Here is a 20347-nt window from a genome sequence, read left to right on the forward strand (position 1 = left end):
GTGCTTTAAGTCTGTGTGGACGCACATATTCATTAGCCAATTTCAGTTACCGTTGTGAAGATTTTTAAGTATGCAAATTAATTGCTTCTTTAAGTCTTGTATTAGCAATTACTATAATTTTACGCATTAGGGCTGTTATAGCCACCATCTTCTTCTTACCACTTTCAACAAGCTTAGAATAAAAGGCGCCAAGTATAGATTTTGACCTTGTAGCAGCCATAGCGGCTGTAAAGAGCTTTGAACGAACGTTACTTCTACCACCTGTAATCCTTCGGTAACCAACAGCTTTACCACTTTCTTTTGGATGCGGTGCAACTCCGGCAAGACTTGCTACTTCTTTTCTATTTAAGTAACCAAGCTCTGGCATTAAACACAAAAAATCTTGTGATAACTTTTTACCTATTCCAGGAACTGTTTTAAGAATTTTTTGGCGTTGTTGTAATTCGCGGCTTTCATCAATAATCTTTTGTATAGTATCATTGAGTTCGTTTATTTGACTATCGAAAAACTCAATGGTCTTTTGACAGCTTTCTTTTATATGATCATTTTCCGGTGCTTCAAGTCTGCATTTTTCTTGAGTTCTCATTTGCGTAATATCATCACGACGTTGACAAAGTGCAGCCAAAGTTGATTGTTCTGTAGAGGTAGGTACAAATAGAGAGATAGTTCTATGGCGTTCAAATCCATATTGAGCAAGAGCTCTTGCATCTAGACTTTGCTAAAGTTCCGTGAGATAAAATAAAGCTTTTTACTTTACGAGTATTAGCTCGATGCACGGCAATATTTTTGTCGGTAAGAAAATGTGATAAGCCAAGCTCATATTTCCCTGTATTTTCTAAAGTCACTAAAGCATTAGGTAGAATATCTGAAAACTCTTGAAATAATTGTTGCCAACCAGAAGCATTATTATCAAATTCGACAGCATTCTTCTGTTTGTGAATTGCAACGACATTTTTAAATTTTCCGATGTCAATGCCAATAAAATTTTGATAAGATGTAACCATAATAAACCTCGATAGTTTTAGTTAATTTAAGATTGTAAACGGGTGCATATATATGTCCCAAGCAACTATTCAAACGTATCGAGAGATAGGGCTAGCGTACCTTGATACCAACGGTTGTAATACCAATTTCCTTTCGGTCGCGCACGCCCGCTATTCCTAGTGAGCAGGGTTATCTTTCTCTCTTATCTCTTTTATATCACGTTTTTAACTTACAATTGCCTTAGATGGAAAATAGAGATATTACATAAAATTTTAAATCCGGTCTCAAAGTTGAAGAATGTAGGCTTGGAATAGCAGAAAGATTAATGAGGTATTTAACAGTCATGAGCATTATTGCTTGGAGAATTTTCTTTATTACATCAATTGCAAGAACTAACCCAACATTACCATGTACTGCCTTATTAGCTGAGGAAGAATGGAAAGTTTTATATGTTAAAATACACAGGAAACCATGTCCAAATATAGCCCCTACTATAAAAGAAGCCGTTTCGTGAACTTGGAGGTCATTTAGCAAGAAAAAGCGACCCAAAACCAGGACCAATTACTCTTTGGAAAGGATATAAACGTCTCTTTGATTTAGCAGAAGGATGGCGACTTGCTCACGAACCTCATATTTGTGGGTAATAGTAAGATTTGAGAGGTTGTCCACAAACCAAGGAATACGTAGTATATAAAGAAAGAATATTGAGGTAAGAGATGAGGAAAAAATATCCAACAGATTTAAGTAAAAGGGAATGGGCAAGAATAGAAAAACACTTCAGAGTATCGTACAAGAAAGGAGGAAGGCCACCAAAATACAGTAAGTGTGAGATAGTAAATGCAATTCTTTATATACTGCGCACAGGATGTCAATGGCGCTATTTACCACACGATTTTCCGCCGTGGAAGGCTGTGCATGAACAGTTTAGAAGATGGAAAAAGCAGGGAATTTTTGAGAAAATGAACTATGATATCACTAAATATAGTAGGTCAAAAATGGGAAGCCGAGCGCATGCATAGTGGACAGTCAATCGGTAAAAACCACGGAAAAAGGGGGGTCAAAGGTTATGATGGTGCGAAAAAGGTAAAGGGGAGAAAAAGACATATAATCACAGATACTCAAGGATTTGTGCTTGGTTGCTATGTAGGAGCTGCAAGCGAAAATGACAGAGATGGGGTGAAGATGGCATTGGACAATATGAAGGAAAAATACAGCAATATTAAGAAAATGTGGGCTGATATGGGATACCAAGGAAAAGATTTAAAGGATTACGTAAAGAGAGAATATGGGATAGATATTGAAATTGTCAAAAGGCCTCCATGTAGGTTTTGGGTGCATAAAGATACACCACTAGAACTATTGCCACAACGGGACCTGGATTTTCAGTACAGCCGAGAAGGTGGGTGGTAGAGAGGACTTTTGCTTGGATCAATAGAAATAGAAGGCTATCAAAGGAGTACGATTTACTTACAACATCTACTGAAAGTTTCATATATCTGGCTATGAGTAAAGTTATGTTAAGTAGGGAATATGCTTGATTTACTGGTTTGTGGACAACCTCTTAAATTCTTGAAAGCCTGTATGGCAAATCTTATACCTTGCTTTAGAAAAAGCTTGCTTTGAGGGTACATGTCAATGGCTCCATAAGTTCACATTCTATTCCCAAACTTTTTTTAACTAACTTTAAAATCATAGAAAATACTGTCGAAAAAGGAAGTTTTCTTGTTCGTGTAAAACTCAACACAATGGATTTTCTGAAAAGTTTTCGAGTATATTATATTTTTAATTTGTAGAATAAGGTTTTTTCCTTTTTGCATATTTCACCTAAAAAGGACACATTTTAGACTTCTTTGTTGAAATAAAACAGAAACAAAAGTGCTGTCCCTTGCACTCTTTGGATAATTTAATGATAAAAAATTTGGAGAGAAATTTTATACACTATCGCTGATATTTTTCCTTAAGTTGACGCCATTGCCTGAACACTTACCTAATGATGAAGCTATCGAAAACATAGCAAAGAGACTTCAAAAATCTATAGACGATGCAAAAAAGCACAAGGTCATGTTTAGTGTTGATGTATTCCAAGGAGAAAAAAGTCATCAATAATAGATTATTCGATACTGATCTTATACCACCTCATGGAGCAAGATAAAAATGTTACTGAGACTGGAAAAGAAAAACTACGGCCTCTTATGTTAGAAATGTTTAATCTAGTTTCAACAGGCACTGATGTGAGCCAAGAAGTTCGGAGATTATTGCCAGAAGATATACTGAAAGAACGCGGCGAATATTTGTCACGTCTAAAACAAATTGTAAGTGATAGTATTGAAAATGACAAAAAAAAGGAATTGTAGTAGAAAGAGATAATAAATTTTATTATGTACAGTGTCCAGAAAAAAGTGTGATCACTCCTGCAAAATTTATGAACTCCCCGGAATTTAAGGACTTAGAATATGGTGCATTGCGAATAGGAGAAGGAGATAATCTAATCTGAATAAAAAGCTGGCAATATCATGATATGCAAGGCAAAGTAAAAATGACCTTTAGGGTAGGCGATGAAAAGATCGAAATGATTTTATCTTCTGAAAAAGCTGAAAGTTTTGGTAAAATAATGGTACATATGGATGACAAAAGTTGTGAAATCTTCTCAAAGTACCTAAAAGAGCTAGAAAAAGAACCTCGTATAAGCAAGGTTGTTGAAGCTGCTAAAAGTTTTGCACAAACGAAAAGCAGTGCAGTTAGTCCACCTCTTTCTAATATGAAAAGTGTTGACACATCGCAACATTTTCAAAGTAGTGACCATGAATCACCAGAGCATTAACAATTATCATACATACATTGTTGCATATAGCAATAGTGTATGTGTATAGTTAGTAGGGTTTGTAAACTTAATAAAGTCTACAACTAATTTGAAAACTACTTTATTGTATGCAAGACTTTAAAATACTAGAAAATCTAAAAACCAAAGCACTAGAAGCTGAAAAAGGAGGCGGTTCTGATAGGATTACCAAACAACATGAAAAAGGGAAATTAACTGCTAGAGAAAGGCTCAGTATATTGCTCGATGAAAGTTCTTTTGCAGAATACGATAAATTCGTAAAACATCATGCAAATGATTTTGGCATGCAAAATGCTAATTTTTTAGCTGATGGGGTAGTGATTGGTCATGGTACTATTTATGGCAGAAAAGTTTTTGTTTATTCTCAGGATTTTACTGTCTTTGGTGGTTCACTTGGTGCGTCACATGCAAAAAAAATATGCAAAATTATGGATATGGCAATTAATGCCAGAGTTCCAATTATCGGACTAAATGATTCTGGTGGAGCCAGAATTCAGGAAGGAGTAAATTCTCTTGCTGGTTATGGAGAAATTTTTCAAAGAAACGTAAATGCATCGGGTGTTATACCACAAATTTCTTTAATTATGGGCCCATGTGCAGGAGGTGCAGTTTATTCCCCAGCATTAACTGACTTTACTTTCATGGTGAAAAACAGTTCATATATGTTTATAACCGGGCCAGATGTAGTAAAAAAGGTTACCTACGAAGATGTAAGTTTCGAAGACCTCGGTGGAGCAAAAATTCATACAAGCAAAACAGGAGTAGCGGATTTTGCATTCAATAATGATGTTGAAATGCTGCTAAAAATGCGTGAATTCTTTACTTTCTTACCAGCAAATAATCAAGAATCACCAAAATCTGCACCAATCTGTAATGATGTTGACGACATTGATGAATCCTTAAACACTCTAATTCCTACCAATCCTAATACTCCTTATGATATGTATGAACTCATTGAAAAAGTTTGTGATGAAAGGAATTTCTTTGAACTGAAACCTGATTTTGCTCGTAATATCATAACTGGTTTTGGTAGAATTGGAGGAAATACTGTCGGTATTGTTGCAAATCAACCTATGCACCTTGCAGGATGTTTGGATATTGATTCTTCAAGAAAAGCTGCGAGGTTTGTAAGGTTTTGTGACGCATTTAACATTCCGATCATCACACTTATTGATGTTCCAGGATTTTTGCCGGGTACAAATCAAGAATACAATAATATAATACAACACGGAGCGAAACTGCTTTACGCTTACGCTGAAGCGACCGTGCCGAAAATTAGCCTTATCACTAGAAAAGCGTATGGTGGTGCATACATTGTTATGAATTCGAAACATCTAAAAGGTGATATAAATTATGCCTGGCCAACTGCTGAAATAGCTGTGATGGGCCCTGAAAGTGCAGTTGAGATTATATTTCGACACGAAAAAGATCAGCAAACGTTAATTAAAGAATATAAAGAAAAATTTGCTAACCCATTTTTTGCTGCATCATATGGATACATTGATGACATTATAGTGCCAAGTAAAACAAGGTATCACTTTTGTAAAGCATTAGAGCTACTCAAAAACAAGAAGGTAGAAAGGATATGGAAAAAGCATGACAACTTACCTCTTTAACTTTCTTTTAAGCCTTGCTTACAAGTTATGCAATATTATAAGTATAATCAGTGTGCCGTTACCAAGATTCGAACTTGGGACCTCGTCATTACCAATGACGTACTCTACCACCTGAGCTACAACGGCAAGTTTATATATTATGATAATGAATAACACAAAAAAGAATAAGGAAAAAGAAGAAGAGAGAAAAAGATTGGCAAAAGCTTTAAAGCAAAATATTTTGAAAAGAAAAAAGCAGCAACAGAGTAGACAGAGAACCCTTTCAAAACTCGTTTGTGGTGAGGAATTTTTAGGAGAAAGCACCGCAGAATACTCGAATGTATTTGAGAACGACAAAATTACCATCAGAAACTTAAGTTTTGAAGGAGGTATCATGCCAGAACTACCGGAAGTGGAAGTAATCTCTAATTTTTTGCTTGATAAAATTAAAAACAAGCAAATCAGTAATGTTATAGTGAATAATTGGAATTTACGTGCCCCAATAACAAAAAATATTGATGATATGCTAAAGGGCAAAGTCATACGCAACATCAAGCGTAGAGGTAAGTATACCATCTGGAATACAGATGGTAGTGTGGCTGTAATCATACATCTTGGCATGAGCGGAAAGCTTATATATGCTGACCACGATCAAATGCGGAATAAGCATGATCACGTGGTATTTTTATTTTCTGACAATACTTCAATAATTTTTAATGACCCAAGAAGATTTGGATTAGTTATCGTTTTAAATAAAGAACAAGAAACGGATTTTTTTAGCGATTTTGGAATAGAGCCCCTCACGGATGAATTCAGTGGAGACTATTTACAGGAGTTGCTGAAAAACAAAAAAGTGAATATCAAATCAGCGTTAATGGACAATAAATCAATAGTTGGCGTAGGCAACATATATGCTTCTGAGAGCTTGTTTAGAGCCCGTATATCACCACTCAGGTCAGCAAAAAACTTGACCTATAGAGAGTGCGAAAAACTTGCTGCTGAAATAAAAAATACTCTGAGTGATGCAATTGCTGCAGGTGGTTCAACACTGAAAGATTATGCACAGCCATCTGGATCTGCTGGATACTTTCAAAATAACTTTTACGTATATGGTAAAGTTCAAAAACCTTGCAAGATTTGCAATAATATCATAACACTTATACGACAAAATGGCCGTAGCACTTATTTTTGCAACGCGTGCCAGAATTAAGATTTTATTTTTTGATATGATATTTTCACTTGAAAAAGATCCATTTGATTTGTTTTCAAAGTGGTACAAAGCAGTACTTAATTCTCCGTGTGAACAACCAACTGCAATGACGCTAGCAACTTGTAGCAAAGACTGTATTCCATCTGCAAGAGTGGTATTACTAAAGGAATATAGCAAAGAAGGTTTTGTGTTTTTCACTAACGTAAACAGTAAAAAAGGGAAAGAATTGACTGAGAACCCCAAAGCTGCATTAGTGTTTCATTGGATAGAATTTGCTAGGCAGGTAAGAATTGAAGGAGAGGTTAAACTTCTAAACGATGAAAGAACTGACAAATACTTCTCTTCTCGAGCGCTGGGTAGTCAAATTAGCGCATGGTGCTCAAAACAATCGAGCATTCTGAAAGATTGGCAAGATTTTGAGCAAGCTATAAAATTGAAGGAAAAAGAATTTCACAATACACAAGTTTCTCGTCCTGATTTTTGGGTGGGATTTTGCGTAATCCCAAAAGTAATTGAATTTTGGCAAGAAGGTGAATATAGGAAGCATATTAGATTTAGATACACTCTTGTTGAGGGAAGCGATTGGAAAGTGGAACAACTATATCCTTAAAAATGGTTGCGGGAGTAGGATTTGAACCTACGACCTTCAGGTTATGAGCCTGACGAGCTACCGAGCTGCTCCATCCCGCGTCGTTGCTTATTTAGTTATTATATATACAAATAATGAAAAAAGAAAAATAAAATTTCACCACATGCAAATATCGACACACTTATTAACTTTTCTTGACATAATAGTTAGTTATATACGTAACAATCTGCGCAATGAACAATATAACTTGATACTGTGGTTTCCTGTTTTTCAGTGTGTAGGAATTCTAACCTATTTTTCCCTAAGTTTTGAACCAAGCTGCATATCTATTTTTCTTTTGCTTTTACCCACACTAATTTTGATTGCAATATTGTATAAAAGGTACGCGATATTGTGTATCGCTTTAATTGCAGTGCTCATAGGATTTACAGCTAGTAAATTAAGAACAGCTTTAGTTGATACTCAAATTCTTGATAAAGAGAGATATGTAAAAGATATCGTTGCCACAGTGAAGGATATTAACGACAGGGGCTCATATAAACAATTTCTGCTTTCTGTTGAAAAATCCCCTACTATCTCAAAATCCTCTCCTGTCATCCCAGCGCCCCCTTTTGTCATCCCAGTACTTGATACTGGGATGGCTTTGTTGCATCGCTCTTCGGATAGTAGGTAACGTACAATAAATTCATGAAGCTATCTCAAACTTAGCCATGCCTATTTCAGTAAATTTGTTAAGCAAATAACACTTGAGTAGCAGTTCCTTCTCACGATTAATCTCAGATTTGCTCCTAAAACTAAACCCAAATATTCGCTTCAACCTTGAGAAAAATCCTTCAATATACGATCTTTTTCCGTAATTTACTTCTTCTTTCCATCTTTTTATACCATTCTCACCATGTAATTTCATTAACTGAATAGCGGCATTTCTATCAAGCATATAATCCAATTTTGGATGCTCTGCTGCGTTGTTTTTCGGAGGAATTTTCGTTTTTATACCATATTGATTACACAGCTTATAGAGCTTTTCTCTGTCATATGCCCTATCTGCATATAGTACTTTTATGACATACTGAAAATCGACTTCTTTTAGCAAATCACAAGCTCCATAGTGATCAGAGTAGACACCGTTACTGTATTTTACAGCTATGGCTTTTTTGCTGTTTGTATTCAACATTACATGCAATTTTCTTGTCTGTTCATAGCTGCGATACTTTCTATCTTCGCTATTTTCTTTGCTATGACCAGGAGTGTTGTTGTATATACTAATTCCTGTACTGTCTATAGTAATTTCGATATCTTCCATATTATTTTTATCAATTCTGCAATCATTGATCTTAATATTGAGTTTCTTAAACCTTCTTGATGATTGTGAATAGCTGATAACTTGCAAATTTTTCCCAATTTGCTCAAGGTATCCTGCTATAAACCCAACTGTTTGCCTCAGGCCTATTCTAAATAAACAAGTTATTATGTGCACCAAAATTACAACTTTATCGCTATAAATATTGTTGCCACCTGGTATTTTTGGACCATTCTCGTACCACTTTTCTATGGCTTCGTTGATATAATGAAAAATATTTCCTCTTTTTTCTAGAAATTTGTTATATTCGCTATGGTTACTGACCCTCATTTTTTGTGGCATATTTTTTCTTTCAAGGTTAAATGGCTATTTTATAATGAATTTTGTCAGTAGCCACCAGATTTTTTCAGTTGCTATGCAACAAAGCCTACTGGGATCCAGAAAAAAAAGATATGGATTCCAGCGTCACGCGCTGGAATGACACCGGATAGAGCTCTAGATAACATCAGAATATCAGTTAGAACCAAAGTGGAAAAAGGCATTAAAATAGGCGATCAAGTAAAATTATCAGCAAAACTCTTCCCTCTAAAGATTGCGCCTTCGGAGTATGCATACGATTTTGCAAGAATAGCATATTACCAAAAAATAAGTGCAACAGGTTTTGCGACAAGCAAAATAGCCCTACACAAAAAGGCTGAAGCAAGGCAATTTCTAGAGTATATAGAATCTTTCCGTCAATACATTTATGAAAACCTGCAGCAAAATATCAAAAAACCACATGCGGATATAATCTCTGCATTACTGATCGGTAAAAAAGATGGCATAGATCAAAAAACTATGGACGCGATACGAGATTCAGGTATAGCACATTTGTTTGCCATATCTGGTTTGCATTTATCATTCGTTGCTGGTCTGTTTTTTGTAGTGTTTCGTAATTTATTCGCAATATCTGAAACTCTGACTCTTAAGTATAACACCAAGAAAATATCTGCATTCCTTACTATCTTGCCAACCACGTTTTATTTGTTGATTACCGGTATGCAAATTTCTGCTCAGCGTGCCTACATCATGGTGATTTTAGTACTCGTTGCAATAATGATAGAGAGAAAATATCGAGGGTTAATAGCAATTGCGTTTGCTGCTTCAGTGATACTCTCAGTAGAACCAGAAGCAATTTTAAAGCCTGGCTTTCAGATGTCATTTTCTGCTGTTTTGGCACTGGTTGCCAGTTATCAGATCAATGCCAACAAATTATTCAAAATAAAAATAATGAAATATTTTGTGTCGATAATGATCAGCTCAGTAATAGCAAGTTTAGCAACTGTTCCGTATACGATATATAATTTTAATTATTTTTCAATTAGTGGCATTATCACAAATTTAGTTGCTATACCAATAGTTACATTAATTATTATTCCACTTGGAATAATTTATGTCTTATTGATTCCTTTAGGTATTGAATGGATTATAGCGCCATTTATAGAGCGCCCAATTGACAGTATCTTGTATATAACAAATGCAATCGCTAGTCTTCAGTATTTGGTTATTCCCATTCGTACTTTTCCTGCCTCATCAATTATTATAATAACATTTGGGTTATTGTGGCTGTGCTTGTGGGAAAGAAATTGGCGTTTTTTGGGATTTTTTTTTATTGTACTAGGTATTTGCTTTAGCGCTGCATATAAAACCCCCGACATCCTAATAAATGCTGATAATGTTGCTGTAAAAGAAAGTGATAACTTACTATATTCTCTCACCAGGAAAAATAGGAACTTTGTTGTCAAAACATGGGCGAAGCAAAATGGGCAGAACCAAATTTTGAATCATAAAAAATACAATAACTCAGATAAAAGGCTAAAGTGTAACGATTATGGCTGCATATATAATAAAGGAAATAATAAATTAGTGCTGCTAGCTTATAAAAAAGAAGATATTTCAGAAAATTGTGATAAAGTTGATTTAACAATTCAATTAAGTGAATTCGACTATTCAGCTTGCAACGCTAAAATTATTAAACATGCTGATCTAGAAACGTATGGCACACATTCTGTTTGGTTAACAAATCGTTACGTAAAGATTAATACAGTGCGCTCCAATAGGCCTTGGCACATGTTGAAAAATTAAGAAACTTGATTTTAAGGTTTGGTTAATGTATACCTAAATAAGTTTAAACTAGAAAAATGTTATGGTTACAGACACTCAAGATCCTTTCAAAGACTATTTTGATTTTTTAGGATTTAGAAAACTTTCTGACCAGCCCAGTAGAATTTTGAGCTCTATAAGAAAGTATTCTGGTACTATATCGATAGCAAGTACCATTGCTACTCTTATAGCATTTACTGCCTTTTCTATTCAGCCTGTTACAGTAAGTATTGCTGGGTTTGCGTTCACGCCAGCACCTCTTGCCTTTATTCCTCTTACAGTTCTCTTATTTACTGCTGTTATAAACTTTATAAATACACAAAAAATAAAAGAGAATGAGATAGATAAAAAAGTAGGAAACTATCAAGTTGATGAACAGTACAGCCAGATTGTTCAAGAAGCCGAAAAAATTGAAATTGTAACAAATTTAGATCGTAAGAGGAAAAAGCTTTCAATAGTTTTACCAAATTCTAAGACGCAGAGAGAAATACTAGAAGATATAGAAGCAGAAAATAGAAATAGGATTCTCTTGTTTACTGGATCATATGTATTTGGTACTATTATAGTAGTTTCAGCAATATCACAATCCATTAATGCTCCAATAATATTAATAGCTTTATTAGTCGCTATTCTTTTATGCATCATATCAACACTTAGCAATCTAATAAGTAATAGCGTGGATCATGAAAATCATACTATTAGAAAACACAGTTCTTTAGGTCTTCTATTTCCATACTGGTCTGGAAAGGGCATGGTTGTATCAGTAGTAGAAAATAAGCTTGGTAAAAGGGAAAATGAACTAATATCTCTAATGAAAAAACTACTTAGTCCGCTTTGCAACTCATTTGACAGTAACCTTAAAAAAGCTTGCGATTTACTTGATAATAGTCTTTTAAAGCCTGCAAATATTAACATTAAAGAAACGCTTGATCACCTAAAAAAAATCAGAGAAGACATCAAAAAAGATTTAGATTGGCTACATGCAGAAATTTCAGAAGTTTTAAACAACACTAAAGAATTGACAAAAAAAGCACATTCACTAGATATTGAAGGTACTTTTTCTAGGTTAGAGAATGCTATTAAAATTGCTGAAGATAAGATTGAACGATTTGAACCAAGCCGCTTTGTAGGCTGGCTTCAATCAACTACGCAGTCTAATAATAACGAGTTCCTTAGCATGCTAAAAAAGTTAAAAGAGGATACAGAAGAGGAAAAAACGGAATTGAAGGAGCAATTAAACGTAGTAAGGAATGAATTAGAAGAAATAAAAAAGAAGCAAGCTCAACCAAGTACGCCTGATTTAGAAGCTAACAATGGAAATAATACTAATAAATTATTAGTATTAGAAAATAAAGTCAAAGAACTACGTGACACAGTTAGAAAGTTAGAGCTGGAAGCAGAACAAAATAAGCTGCAGCAAAAGAAGGAAAAGTTAGAGCAAAAAAAATCTGAACAAGAAAAAACAGATGAATGGAAAGAAAAAATCAACGGCAAACCAAGTGACTTTCTATATTATTTATTAGAATCTATTAAGCTGGAAGAAAAAGATAATAAAGAAAAAAAGGTTGAGGCAACATTACGAGATTTTGATAATAAAGTTACAATCTACTGGAAAGATGGCTCTCAAACAATTTGCCATATTAAAAAACAAGGTGATCTGCAAATTGAGTCTAGTGCAACAATGTTTACAGACCCAAATGTTCAAGCAGCATGGGAAATGGCGCGGGGTAAATCACTATAGATCACTCAATAATAACCTTAAGTGTTAATAATGATAAAGAGAAATTAAGGTTAGACACCTATATAGCTGAAAAATGCAACATATCACGCAGTAAAGCTCAAAGATTGATACAAAATGGGCAGGTGAAATTACTTGGCATACCGATAATTAATAATGATCACATAGTAAAACCAGGTGAAGAGTATATAGTACATCTCGTTCAACCTGACATATCCACATCAATTGAGCCTAATTATGACATAAAACTTGATATCGTCTATGAAGATGAGGACATTATAGTTCTGAGTAAACAAAGTGGATTAACAGTGCACCCAGGTGCTGGGACAAACAATGATACGCTTTTGAACGCAGTTATCGCTCACCTTAATGTAAGACCAGGAATTGTTCATAGACTCGATAAAGATACTAGTGGGCTAATGGTAATTGCAAAAAATGAAGCAGCCCATAGTTTTTTGTCTGAATTGTTATCGAATCGCAAAATAAAGCGGGAATACTTAGCAGTAGTTTGGGGAACATTATCTTCTCAGCAAGGCACGATAAAAACTAACATTGCTCCCAAACGCGGTAATAAAGAAATGATGTGTGTAACAAAAATCACAGGCAAATTAGCAATCACTCACTATTTAGTGCAAAAAGTTATAGGACAAGTAAGCCTCGTTAAATGCACTTTAGAGACAGGCAGAACACACCAAATTCGAGTCCACATGAGCCACATAGGACATTCCATAGTTGGTGATCAAGTTTATGGAAAAAATAGTAGTAAAAGCACAAAATATGCTAAAAACTCTAGTTTCATTCGTAATTTCAATAGACAAGCACTACATGCTTATACACTGGGCTTATATCACCCCAAAAGTAAGGGATACATGGAATTTGTCTCTGATTTACCGCAAGATATAAAAACTTTAATTGGTGAGTTTGACAACATATCTTAATAACATTCGTATTAACCTGTCAATATTATCATCCATGTTATCAGGAAGTTAATTAATGAAAGAAAAACTGCTGCACTACCTAGATCTTTCACCTTTTTTGAAAGTATGTGTTGTTCACTGGAAATACGCTCAATTGTCGTTTCAAAAGCAGTGTTAACAATTTCCACAATTAACACCAGGAATAGACTGCTTATCATTACTGCACGTTCTAGATTACTTACATCCAAAACAAACAAAATTGAGACACATACTATAAAAAGCAGTAACTCCTGTCTGAACGCAATTTCTGATATAAAAGCTGATTTTATTCCTTCACAAGAGTATTGAATTGCTTTTATTAGACGAATAATGCCCTTCTTCATTATTATTCACAAAACCCTTTAATCAAAATTTTAACTCATTTGGATTTGCTACACCCTATAGCATTTTTATCATTTGTTCACCCTATTGGTTTTGAAATTAAGATTTACCGCAACTACAATAAGTACTCTTATCATCACATTTTGGTGTTAAGTCAGGATAGAACGTGAGTATAGCATCATTCTTTCTTACAAACACTGATTGATAATCGTCATCTTCCATTTCATATAGACACATTCCATCTTTTCCTAATTCCTTAAACGCCTTAGTTGCAGAAATTATCGGCATGAAGGTTATATGCGTATCCATTTGGGCATTTAACTTTCACTTCTCCATCCTTACCTAAATATTTCATTCCAAATGTATAAACTGGTGGCTTAATATCTGATTTATTGCATAGGATTCCAAATTGCACCTGCCCATTTATCTTCTTGAGCTTCAACATATCTACCTACAAAATGCATACCACCTAGTTTATCGTTTGGCTCACCACAAAAAATATGTCCAAACCCTATAGTTTCTTTTTCACTTTCACTATTTGTAAACCAAATGTTAGCCAGTTCATCTTTAAGTAACTCCAAATCCGCATCTGGCGTAATCACTTATATATTCCTTTCACTACTTCTTGATGCTGCGGACAACTAAGTAAAATTTTGAAATCTTCTTTATCTGGATGTGCTCCCCAATCTCCACAAACTTTCAACACTCCTCTATCGAAGTCAGTTAATTCTGAAACGGTGGCTGGTTGTGAACTGAAAAATGGTTCAAAATTGACTTCAACATTTTCTTCTACATAGCCGGTGTGAAAATAATGATCCTTAATATAAAAAATAAATCCTATTATTGGTATTATTAAACACAAAATTAGTTTAACTGTCTTCGACATAATCACGTTCACAAAAAAGCTAGCCTATAAGAAATAATTTAAAAAAGTTTTAATCTAATCGTTTTTGCAGAGCAGCAACTCCCGGCATTTCATCGCCACTTAACCAATCTAAAAATGCTCCTCCACCAGTGGAAACATATGTAAAATCCTTATCGGTAAGGCCTGCAGCGCTTATTGCAGATAGACTATCGCCTCCCCCTATTATGCTGGTTAACTTTCCTTTGTGCGTTAAGTCACTTACGATTTTCATTACCCCTATTGTACCACTTGCAAAAGCTGAATGTTCAAAAACACCAATAGGTCCATTCCACAGCAGAGTCTTACTGCTTGCTATTATACTGCTTATTGTACTCAAAGTTTGTGGTCCGATATCCAAAATTATATCACCGTCCAAAATGGACTCAGTTCTTCTTGAAATACTAGTGCTGTAATCAGAGTTTACTGCAACCAGAACGTCTTCTGGCACAACTATTTTGCAATTGTTTTTATTTGCTGTTTCAACAATATTATGTAGAAGGTCGTCAACACCATTTTGAAAGAAAGATTTCCCTATATTTACTTTGCTCAATGACAAAAAATTATTGGCTATTGCACCACCTAGAACTAGGTAATCAACCTTTTCTGTTAGCTTCATAAGCACTTTTATTTTAGTTGATATTTTAGCTCCCCCAACTATCGCAGTAATAGGTTTAGCTTTAAATGATACAGCTTTTTCAAGATACTTTAGCTCATCTTGCAAGCAAAATCCCGCATAAGAAGGTAAAAATTCTGTAATGCGTGAAATAGAAGCGTGAGCTCTGTGAGAGCAAGAAAATGCATCATTTACATATATATCCGCTAGAGATGCTAGTTGTTTGGCAAAATTTGAGTCACTTTGCTCTTCCTCTTTATAAAATCTTAGATTCTCTAGTAATATTATATCTCCTGCATCCATAACACTTACTGCTCTTTGTACTTTTTCACCAACGCAATCGTCAATGAATTTCACTTTTTTATTTAGTAACTGCGATAAAGTGTCAATTACATTTTTTAGCGACAGATTATTGTCTCTGGCCTTTGGGCGTCCGAAATGCGATATAATAATAATCTTTGCACTCGCATTCACTAAATACTGAATAGTAGGCAATGCTCTCAAAATACGAGTGACGTCACGAATTTCTCCATCTTTTATAGGAACATTGAAGTCAACTCTGAGTAAGACGGTTTTATTGTGAAGATCACAATTTTCTATACTAGGTATATTCATTACAAAATTGAAGCTATAAAGTCACTATACAGCAGTTTGATCTAAAGTAAAGTTTTAAGCTTACGAACGTTTAAGGAAATTTGCATGCCAAACGCTTGACACTGGAACCTTATCGTCATGCCATCACGAACCGTCATACCGCCGGGTATCTCTTAGCCGCTAACACGTAGCGGGATACTTGACCTTTACAGGGATGACGATTGTCGTTTAGCCATAAATATTTAAGAAATTGACTAAACAGAAAAAAAGGCAAAAGAAGCCCCGTGGTTGGCTAATCACTTACATTATACTTTCAAGTATGGCGTTTTTTTATTCTAAACGCTTAATAACCGCGATTTAGCTGCTTTTTAATGCAACTAACCTTTAGTCATAAATGTTTAAGAAATTTACTAAACAGAAAAAAAGGCAAAAGAAACCCTAGGGTAGCTAATTATTCACTATCCATTTTTTAAGTTGGCGTTTTTTGATGTTTTAAATGCTTTATAAGCGTATTTCAGCTTGTATAGGTAAAAACCTAGAAATTTGATAAAGACATAGAGTGCACATAGTGCAAAAAATTAAACATGAGACGCCAGATACGTTGAGTTTTTTTGTCATTTAATCTGTACAGAGAAGATAAATAAATAGCTTCAGTTTCATGATAAGGAGGCTGGCGGAGTTTGTCAAGTAAGTTTTTCGTTTAATCCGTTTCTTGATTTAGGTGCCCTTGACTTCCGGCTGGGTCGAATTTGTATAGCTACATTGTCGGTAAATCTAAATTGCTTTAATGATTTTGATTGAAAAATAGTTTTTCTATTATATAAATGCTACTTTAGGGTAATCAAAATGGAAGACGATAAATATAGCCTAGGTTTAAGAGTTATCCATTGGTTGATGGCTATTTTTATTATCGGTATGCTTTGCTCTGGACTTTATATGAAAAGCTTACCACTTAGCAATGAAATTAAGTTCAACATATACGCTATTCATAAGGCTTGCGGTATCACTATTCTTGGATTAATCATAGTACGCATATTTTTTCGCGTCTTTACTTATGTTCCACCACTTCCAGCAAATTTTTCTCGGTTTGTAATCAATATAAGTAAAGCAGTACACTTTGGTTTATATTCTTTGATGGTGCTAATGCCACTATCTGGCTATGTCATGTCTTCTGCTTCTGGCAAACAGATCAAATATTTTTTTCATATCCCTTTGTTGATTAATCAAAACAAAGACCTAGCTAACACGGCTAATGAGCTACATTCGATGCTTGCATATTTTATGGTACTCTTTATAATCTTACATATACTTGGCGCCTTAAAACACACATTTATAGATAAACAAAACATTTTTAAACGTATGATATAGGTTATATGTTAAGTAGCCTCTGGAAAAAAGGAACAGATTTTCTTGGCAGTGAGTTTGCTATAATGGGTGGTGCTATGAGCTGGGTTTCAGAGAGAAACTTGGTCTCAGCAATCTCAAACGCTGGTGGTTTTGGTGTGATTGCATGTGGTGCAATGTTCCCAGACTTACTGGAAAAAGAAATCATAGAGACACAGAAGTTAACTAACAAGCCATTTGGTGTAAATCTAATTACTATGCACCCAAAGTTGAGTGAGTTGATAGATGTGTGCATTGAAACGAAAGTGAGCCATATAGTGCTTGCCGGTGGACTGCCAACAAAGCCTAATATAGAAAAAATCAAGGGTGCAGGCATTAAAGTTATGTGCTTTGCACCAGCATTAAGCCTTGCGAAAAGGTTAGTAAAAATGGGAGTAGATGCATTAATAATAGAAGGAATGGAAGCAGGTGGGCATATAGGTCCAGTTAGTACTTCTGTTCTTGCACAAGAGATATTGCCTCATTTTAAAAATGAACAAATACCAGTGTTTGTTGCAGGTGGAATAGGAAGAGGTGAAATGATAGTTAATTACCTGGAAATGGGAGCAAGTGGCTGTCAAATAGGTACATTATTTGTCTGCACTAATGAGTCAATTGCCCACAAAAATTTTAAGGAAGTGTTTATTAAATCGGCCGCACGTAATGCAATACCTTCTGTACAGATAAGTGCTGATTTTCCTGTAATTCCTGTAAGAGCTATAGCCAACAAAGCAAGCGATGACTTCATGAAGCGTCAAAAAGAAGTTATTGATGAATACCAAAAGGGACAGATCTCAAAAGAAGATGGGCAGCTTGAAATAGAAAAGTTCTGGGCTGGAGCTTTAAGAAGGGCAGTGATTGAAGGAGATGTTGAAACAGGATCTTTAATGGCCGGCCAAAGTGTTGGCATGGTTGATAGGGAAAAGCCTGTAAAAGAAGTAGTGGATATGTTAGTTCAACAAGCAAAGAATCATATTAATAGCAAATCTGTAGAAGTAGAAAGCCCAGAAAGCAAATAGTTAAGCGACCTTCCAATAAGCAAGTTGCCGCAATTATTTATAATATGGCATAATTGCCCAGTTTTAATGTAAAATTAACGCTAAAAAGGTATCTATACATTTTATTATGTATGGAGGAATGTTATGCACAGTCCCTTTAAAAAACCTAAGAGTAAGGAAGGAGATATTAACCAACAATTGAGCAACACTATATACAAAAAGGTAACAGCAGAAAATTATCAAGAAAATCAAGATGAGACTTCCAAAGAATGCAAAAGGTTGTTCAAGCAGGGAGCTAGTCCTAAAACATTGGCTGAATTGGAAAAAATACTGAGAGAACGACAAAATGAGCAGGCTATTGCAAAACACTTAGAGTCATCCAAGCAAGGAACTAGTCCTGAAGCATTAGCTGAGTTAGAAAAATCAGTGGGGAAAAAAAGAGAACATTATAATAATTATATCCAACACTTTCTTCCAGCGTTGAAAGCAGAAATAACAGAGTCAAAAAAACTAGACTCAAAAAAAAGGCAGCAATAGTACAAACAATTTTGGATATTATAGCCTTTCTTATAATAGTCCGAATGCGATAAGATATGTGTTTATGGCTATAGCAGGCCAGTAGCATATTACGGTCTGTTCGGATTATTGTAAAAAAAGCTATACTAACAGGAGCAGCAGTGTAAGCTCAATACCAAATGCTGTTGAAGAAAATATTGAAGATCAAATGCAGCTAAAACATATTGAAGAGCAAAACAACACACAAGAAACACCCTTGAATGTAGCTGAGAAAAAAAGTGGTGATAATAAAATACTTAGTAATTCAGATGTTACAGAGGAAGTGTTTGAAAAATATAGCAAGGTTGTGAAAGAAATAGAGGAGAAGCAAACTTCTAAACTCAGTAGTAGCAATGACTCAGATAGTGGAATAGACTCACCTAGAACGAGTAAAGAAAGTTTGAAATCACCAGTAAGTAGCAGAAGGAGCAGTTTAACTTTAGTAACAAGCACTTCATCTGAGGAAAGTTTAAACTCAACATTGAGCTCTGTTGAAGGAGATAATGGCTTACAACCAGAGGATGAAGGAGAGACAAAATTAGCACACCTAACTAAAACAAGGTCCAAAGGGCCAAGTGGACGAAGATCTCCTTCTAAATATAATAAAAAGATTGAAGATCAAGTTAAAAATGAAGTCAGCCCAGGTGTCATCCAAGTAGCTGACACTGGGATTCAGAGAGAAAAAAATACGGACCCAAGTGGTCAGACTACTCAAGTAACAGGTAGTCATACAAAAGATCCAATACAACCCGAAGAAAAAGAGGACAAAAAAAATACCATTACAATCGTGCAGAAATTTCCTTTGAATAAGAAAAAGGGTGAAGATACTCCACTTGAAAAACAACCCAATAACAGAAATCTTCACGTTGCATTTGTAGCAGGTTGTGCTCTCTCCACAATAGGGTGCATTGTTGCAGGAGCAATGACATCAGGATTGATAGGAGCAGGACTACTTGCTATGGTTGCAGTGCTTGCTATAGCAGCAGTAGCTGAATTGCATTCAAACTTCCTATCAAGTAAATTAACATCCATTAATGTGAGTCCTCTTGTTGATGATAAGAGCTTACAGCATGTTCGCAGCGGTAAAAATTCAATATGTGTTACTTGTAGTGGATAAGTGAATTCAGTTCTTGCCTATTGATATAAAAGTTGTTATATTTGAGGAATGTTTAAAAGGTGTTTAGTTGATGCGCATTCAATTGAATAAAGTTTTGGTTTTTATAGCCTTATTAAGTTTCATTTTTGCATCATATTCTAGCGAAGCAAGTTCGGCGAGTGATGAATTAAAGGGTATACAAGAAACGGTAAAAAATTTTATTTCTTCATTTTCAGTTAAAGATACTGTAGAAAATATGAGTCCTTCAACAATCATAGGGTTGTGTATAGCTGCAGTGATACTTGCAGTAGTGTTCAGAGGTCTAATCTTTTTTATGATAATGTTTGGTGTACTGGTCCTGATGTTCGGTAGTACAGAAAAGGCAACAGACTACTTAAAAGAAAAATTTAACTTTACAAAAGATATAAAATTACAATCCGATAGCGAAAAAAAAGATAAAAATTAAGATAGTATTTTTATCTTTTTTAATTATCTTTATTGAATACGCA

16 protein-coding genes, 2 tRNA genes and 7 pseudogenes are annotated in these 20347 nt (G+C 34.9%); 17 read left to right on the plus strand and 8 right to left on the minus strand.

Annotated elements, in window-relative coordinates; translation table 11 throughout:
* Nucleotides 1-64: 64 nt before the first annotated feature.
* Nucleotides 65-1004, minus strand: a pseudogene (locus OOK97_RS01075) (IS110 family RNA-guided transposase).
* A gap of 216 nt (nt 1005-1220) precedes the next feature.
* Here OOK97_RS01075 and OOK97_RS01080 point away from each other — a divergent pair.
* Nucleotides 1221-1628 (plus strand): annotated as a pseudogene (locus OOK97_RS01080) (IS4 family transposase); the annotation flags it as partial.
* Nucleotides 1629-1700: 72 nt separating this feature from the next.
* Nucleotides 1701-2522, plus strand: a pseudogene (locus OOK97_RS01085) (IS5 family transposase).
* A gap of 13 nt (nt 2523-2535) precedes the next feature.
* On the opposite strand, the pseudogene OOK97_RS01090 reads toward OOK97_RS01085, so the two are convergent.
* A pseudogene (locus tag OOK97_RS01090) lies at nt 2536-2801 on the minus strand (IS4-like element ISWosp8 family transposase); the annotation flags it as partial.
* Between the two features lie 154 nt (nt 2802-2955).
* Here OOK97_RS01090 and OOK97_RS01095 point away from each other — a divergent pair.
* The 4 genes from OOK97_RS01095 (at nt 2956) to OOK97_RS01110 (ending at nt 5439) form a co-directional block, all read left to right on the plus strand.
* Complete coding sequence (locus OOK97_RS01095; RefSeq protein WP_255324782.1) at nt 2956-3090, plus strand: hypothetical protein; 135 nt, start codon at nt 2956-2958, stop codon at nt 3088-3090.
* A gap of 32 nt (nt 3091-3122) precedes the next feature.
* On the plus strand, nt 3123-3338 hold the full coding sequence (locus tag OOK97_RS01100) for a hypothetical protein (RefSeq protein WP_233641024.1): 216 nt from the start codon (nt 3123-3125) through the stop codon (nt 3336-3338).
* A gap of 164 nt (nt 3339-3502) precedes the next feature.
* Nucleotides 3503-3805 (plus strand): hypothetical protein, encoded by a 303-nt coding sequence (locus OOK97_RS01105; RefSeq protein ID WP_231115838.1) that lies wholly within the window; start codon nt 3503-3505, stop codon nt 3803-3805.
* 107 nt (nt 3806-3912) lie between these two features.
* Nucleotides 3913-5439, plus strand: coding sequence for an acyl-CoA carboxylase subunit beta (locus OOK97_RS01110; protein WP_264705422.1), 1527 nt, complete (start codon nt 3913-3915; stop codon nt 5437-5439).
* A gap of 53 nt (nt 5440-5492) precedes the next feature.
* Here OOK97_RS01110 and OOK97_RS01115 read toward each other — a convergent pair.
* Nucleotides 5493-5565 (minus strand) — tRNA-Thr (locus OOK97_RS01115).
* 247 nt (nt 5566-5812) lie between these two features.
* Between OOK97_RS01115 and mutM the strand changes: the two genes are divergently transcribed.
* Both mutM and pdxH read left to right on the plus strand, forming a co-directional pair.
* Complete coding sequence (mutM, locus tag OOK97_RS01120) at nt 5813-6628, plus strand: bifunctional DNA-formamidopyrimidine glycosylase/DNA-(apurinic or apyrimidinic site) lyase (protein ID WP_010963068.1); 816 nt, start codon at nt 5813-5815, stop codon at nt 6626-6628.
* Nucleotides 6629-6644: 16 nt separating this feature from the next.
* Nucleotides 6645-7238: a pyridoxamine 5'-phosphate oxidase gene (gene pdxH, locus OOK97_RS01125; RefSeq protein WP_022626142.1), complete on the plus strand. Its 594-nt coding sequence runs from the start codon at nt 6645-6647 to the stop codon at nt 7236-7238.
* Nucleotides 7239-7241: 3 nt separating this feature from the next.
* Here the strand turns inward: pdxH and OOK97_RS01130 are convergent.
* A tRNA-Met gene (locus OOK97_RS01130) sits at nt 7242-7318 on the minus strand.
* A 62-nt stretch (nt 7319-7380) separates the two neighbouring features.
* On the opposite strand from OOK97_RS01130, the pseudogene OOK97_RS01135 reads away from it, so the two are divergent.
* Nucleotides 7381-7857, plus strand: a pseudogene (locus OOK97_RS01135) (ComEC/Rec2 family competence protein); the annotation flags it as partial.
* A gap of 45 nt (nt 7858-7902) precedes the next feature.
* On the opposite strand, the gene OOK97_RS01140 reads toward OOK97_RS01135, so the two are convergent.
* On the minus strand, nt 7903-8859 hold the full coding sequence (locus OOK97_RS01140) for an IS5 family transposase (protein WP_253303449.1): 957 nt from the start codon (nt 8857-8859) through the stop codon (nt 7903-7905).
* 135 nt (nt 8860-8994) lie between these two features.
* On the opposite strand from OOK97_RS01140, the gene OOK97_RS01145 reads away from it, so the two are divergent.
* The 3 genes from OOK97_RS01145 to OOK97_RS01155 all read left to right on the plus strand — a co-directional run bounded on the left by OOK97_RS01145 (nt 8995) and on the right by OOK97_RS01155 (nt 13335).
* Nucleotides 8995-10641 carry a ComEC/Rec2 family competence protein gene (locus OOK97_RS01145; RefSeq protein ID WP_264705424.1) on the plus strand — a complete coding sequence of 549 codons (1647 nt, stop codon included), beginning with the start codon at nt 8995-8997 and terminating at the stop codon, nt 10639-10641.
* 61 nt (nt 10642-10702) lie between these two features.
* The gene (locus OOK97_RS01150; RefSeq protein ID WP_264705425.1) at nt 10703-12400 is read left to right on the plus strand and encodes a hypothetical protein; all 1698 of its coding nucleotides are present in this window, start codon (nt 10703-10705) and stop codon (nt 12398-12400) included.
* Nucleotides 12391-13335, plus strand: coding sequence for an RluA family pseudouridine synthase (locus OOK97_RS01155; protein ID WP_264705689.1), 945 nt, complete (start codon nt 12391-12393; stop codon nt 13333-13335). The genes OOK97_RS01150 and OOK97_RS01155 overlap by 10 nt, the downstream gene beginning before the upstream one ends.
* Nucleotides 13336-13346: 11 nt before the next feature.
* Here OOK97_RS01155 and OOK97_RS01160 read toward each other — a convergent pair whose 3' ends face one another.
* The 3 genes and pseudogenes from OOK97_RS01160 to OOK97_RS01180 form a co-directional block, all read right to left on the minus strand.
* Complete coding sequence (locus OOK97_RS01160; protein ID WP_151807638.1) at nt 13347-13697, minus strand: diacylglycerol kinase; 351 nt, start codon at nt 13695-13697, stop codon at nt 13347-13349.
* Between the two features lie 97 nt (nt 13698-13794).
* A pseudogene (locus OOK97_RS07555) lies at nt 13795-14581 on the minus strand (EndoU domain-containing protein).
* Between the two features lie 49 nt (nt 14582-14630).
* Nucleotides 14631-15827: a phosphoglycerate kinase gene (locus OOK97_RS01180; RefSeq protein WP_264705429.1), complete on the minus strand. Its 1197-nt coding sequence runs from the start codon at nt 15825-15827 to the stop codon at nt 14631-14633.
* Between the two features lie 825 nt (nt 15828-16652).
* Here OOK97_RS01180 and OOK97_RS01185 point away from each other — a divergent pair.
* The 5 genes and pseudogenes from OOK97_RS01185 (at nt 16653) to OOK97_RS01205 (ending at nt 20304) form a co-directional block, all read left to right on the plus strand.
* Nucleotides 16653-17174 carry a cytochrome b gene (locus OOK97_RS01185; RefSeq protein WP_065094760.1) on the plus strand — a complete coding sequence of 174 codons (522 nt, stop codon included), beginning with the start codon at nt 16653-16655 and terminating at the stop codon, nt 17172-17174.
* Between the two features lie 5 nt (nt 17175-17179).
* Nucleotides 17180-18208, plus strand: a complete 1029-nt coding sequence (locus tag OOK97_RS01190) for an NAD(P)H-dependent flavin oxidoreductase (protein WP_077188405.1) — start codon at nt 17180-17182, stop codon at nt 18206-18208.
* Between the two features lie 123 nt (nt 18209-18331).
* Entirely contained in the window at nt 18332-18724 is a 393-nt protein-coding gene (locus OOK97_RS01195; RefSeq protein WP_259348561.1) for a hypothetical protein, read from the plus strand.
* 499 nt (nt 18725-19223) lie between these two features.
* Nucleotides 19224-19859: pseudogene (locus OOK97_RS07350) on the plus strand (hypothetical protein); the annotation flags it as partial.
* A 70-nt stretch (nt 19860-19929) separates the two neighbouring features.
* Nucleotides 19930-20304 (plus strand): hypothetical protein, encoded by a 375-nt coding sequence (locus tag OOK97_RS01205; protein WP_253303543.1) that lies wholly within the window; start codon nt 19930-19932, stop codon nt 20302-20304.
* The last annotated feature ends 43 nt before the right edge of the window (nt 20305-20347 follow it).

The organism is Wolbachia endosymbiont (group A) of Gymnosoma rotundatum (assembly GCF_947250765.1).
Taxonomy (GTDB): domain Bacteria; phylum Pseudomonadota; class Alphaproteobacteria; order Rickettsiales; family Anaplasmataceae; genus Wolbachia; species Wolbachia pipientis.

Coding starts and splice junctions, on each gene's coding strand:
- OOK97_RS01100 (WP_233641024.1), top strand. CDS start 3,123: ATGGAGCAAGATAAAAATGTTACTGAGACTGGAAAAGAAAAACTACGG.
- OOK97_RS01105 (WP_231115838.1), top strand. CDS start 3,503: ATGCAAGGCAAAGTAAAAATGACCTTTAGGGTAGGCGATGAAAAGATC.
- OOK97_RS01110 (WP_264705422.1), top strand. CDS start 3,913: ATGCAAGACTTTAAAATACTAGAAAATCTAAAAACCAAAGCACTAGAA.
- mutM (WP_010963068.1), top strand. CDS start 5,813: ATGCCAGAACTACCGGAAGTGGAAGTAATCTCTAATTTTTTGCTTGAT.
- pdxH (WP_022626142.1), top strand. CDS start 6,645: ATGATATTTTCACTTGAAAAAGATCCATTTGATTTGTTTTCAAAGTGG.
- OOK97_RS01140 (WP_253303449.1), bottom strand. CDS start 8,859: ATGCCACAAAAAATGAGGGTCAGTAACCATAGCGAATATAACAAATTT.
- OOK97_RS01145 (WP_264705424.1), top strand. CDS start 8,995: ATGACACCGGATAGAGCTCTAGATAACATCAGAATATCAGTTAGAACC.
- OOK97_RS01150 (WP_264705425.1), top strand. CDS start 10,703: ATGGTTACAGACACTCAAGATCCTTTCAAAGACTATTTTGATTTTTTA.
- OOK97_RS01160 (WP_151807638.1), bottom strand. CDS start 13,697: ATGAAGAAGGGCATTATTCGTCTAATAAAAGCAATTCAATACTCTTGT.
- OOK97_RS01180 (WP_264705429.1), bottom strand. CDS start 15,827: ATGAATATACCTAGTATAGAAAATTGTGATCTTCACAATAAAACCGTC.
- OOK97_RS01185 (WP_065094760.1), top strand. CDS start 16,653: ATGGAAGACGATAAATATAGCCTAGGTTTAAGAGTTATCCATTGGTTG.
- OOK97_RS01190 (WP_077188405.1), top strand. CDS start 17,180: ATGTTAAGTAGCCTCTGGAAAAAAGGAACAGATTTTCTTGGCAGTGAG.
- OOK97_RS01195 (WP_259348561.1), top strand. CDS start 18,332: ATGCACAGTCCCTTTAAAAAACCTAAGAGTAAGGAAGGAGATATTAAC.
- OOK97_RS01205 (WP_253303543.1), top strand. CDS start 19,930: ATGCGCATTCAATTGAATAAAGTTTTGGTTTTTATAGCCTTATTAAGT.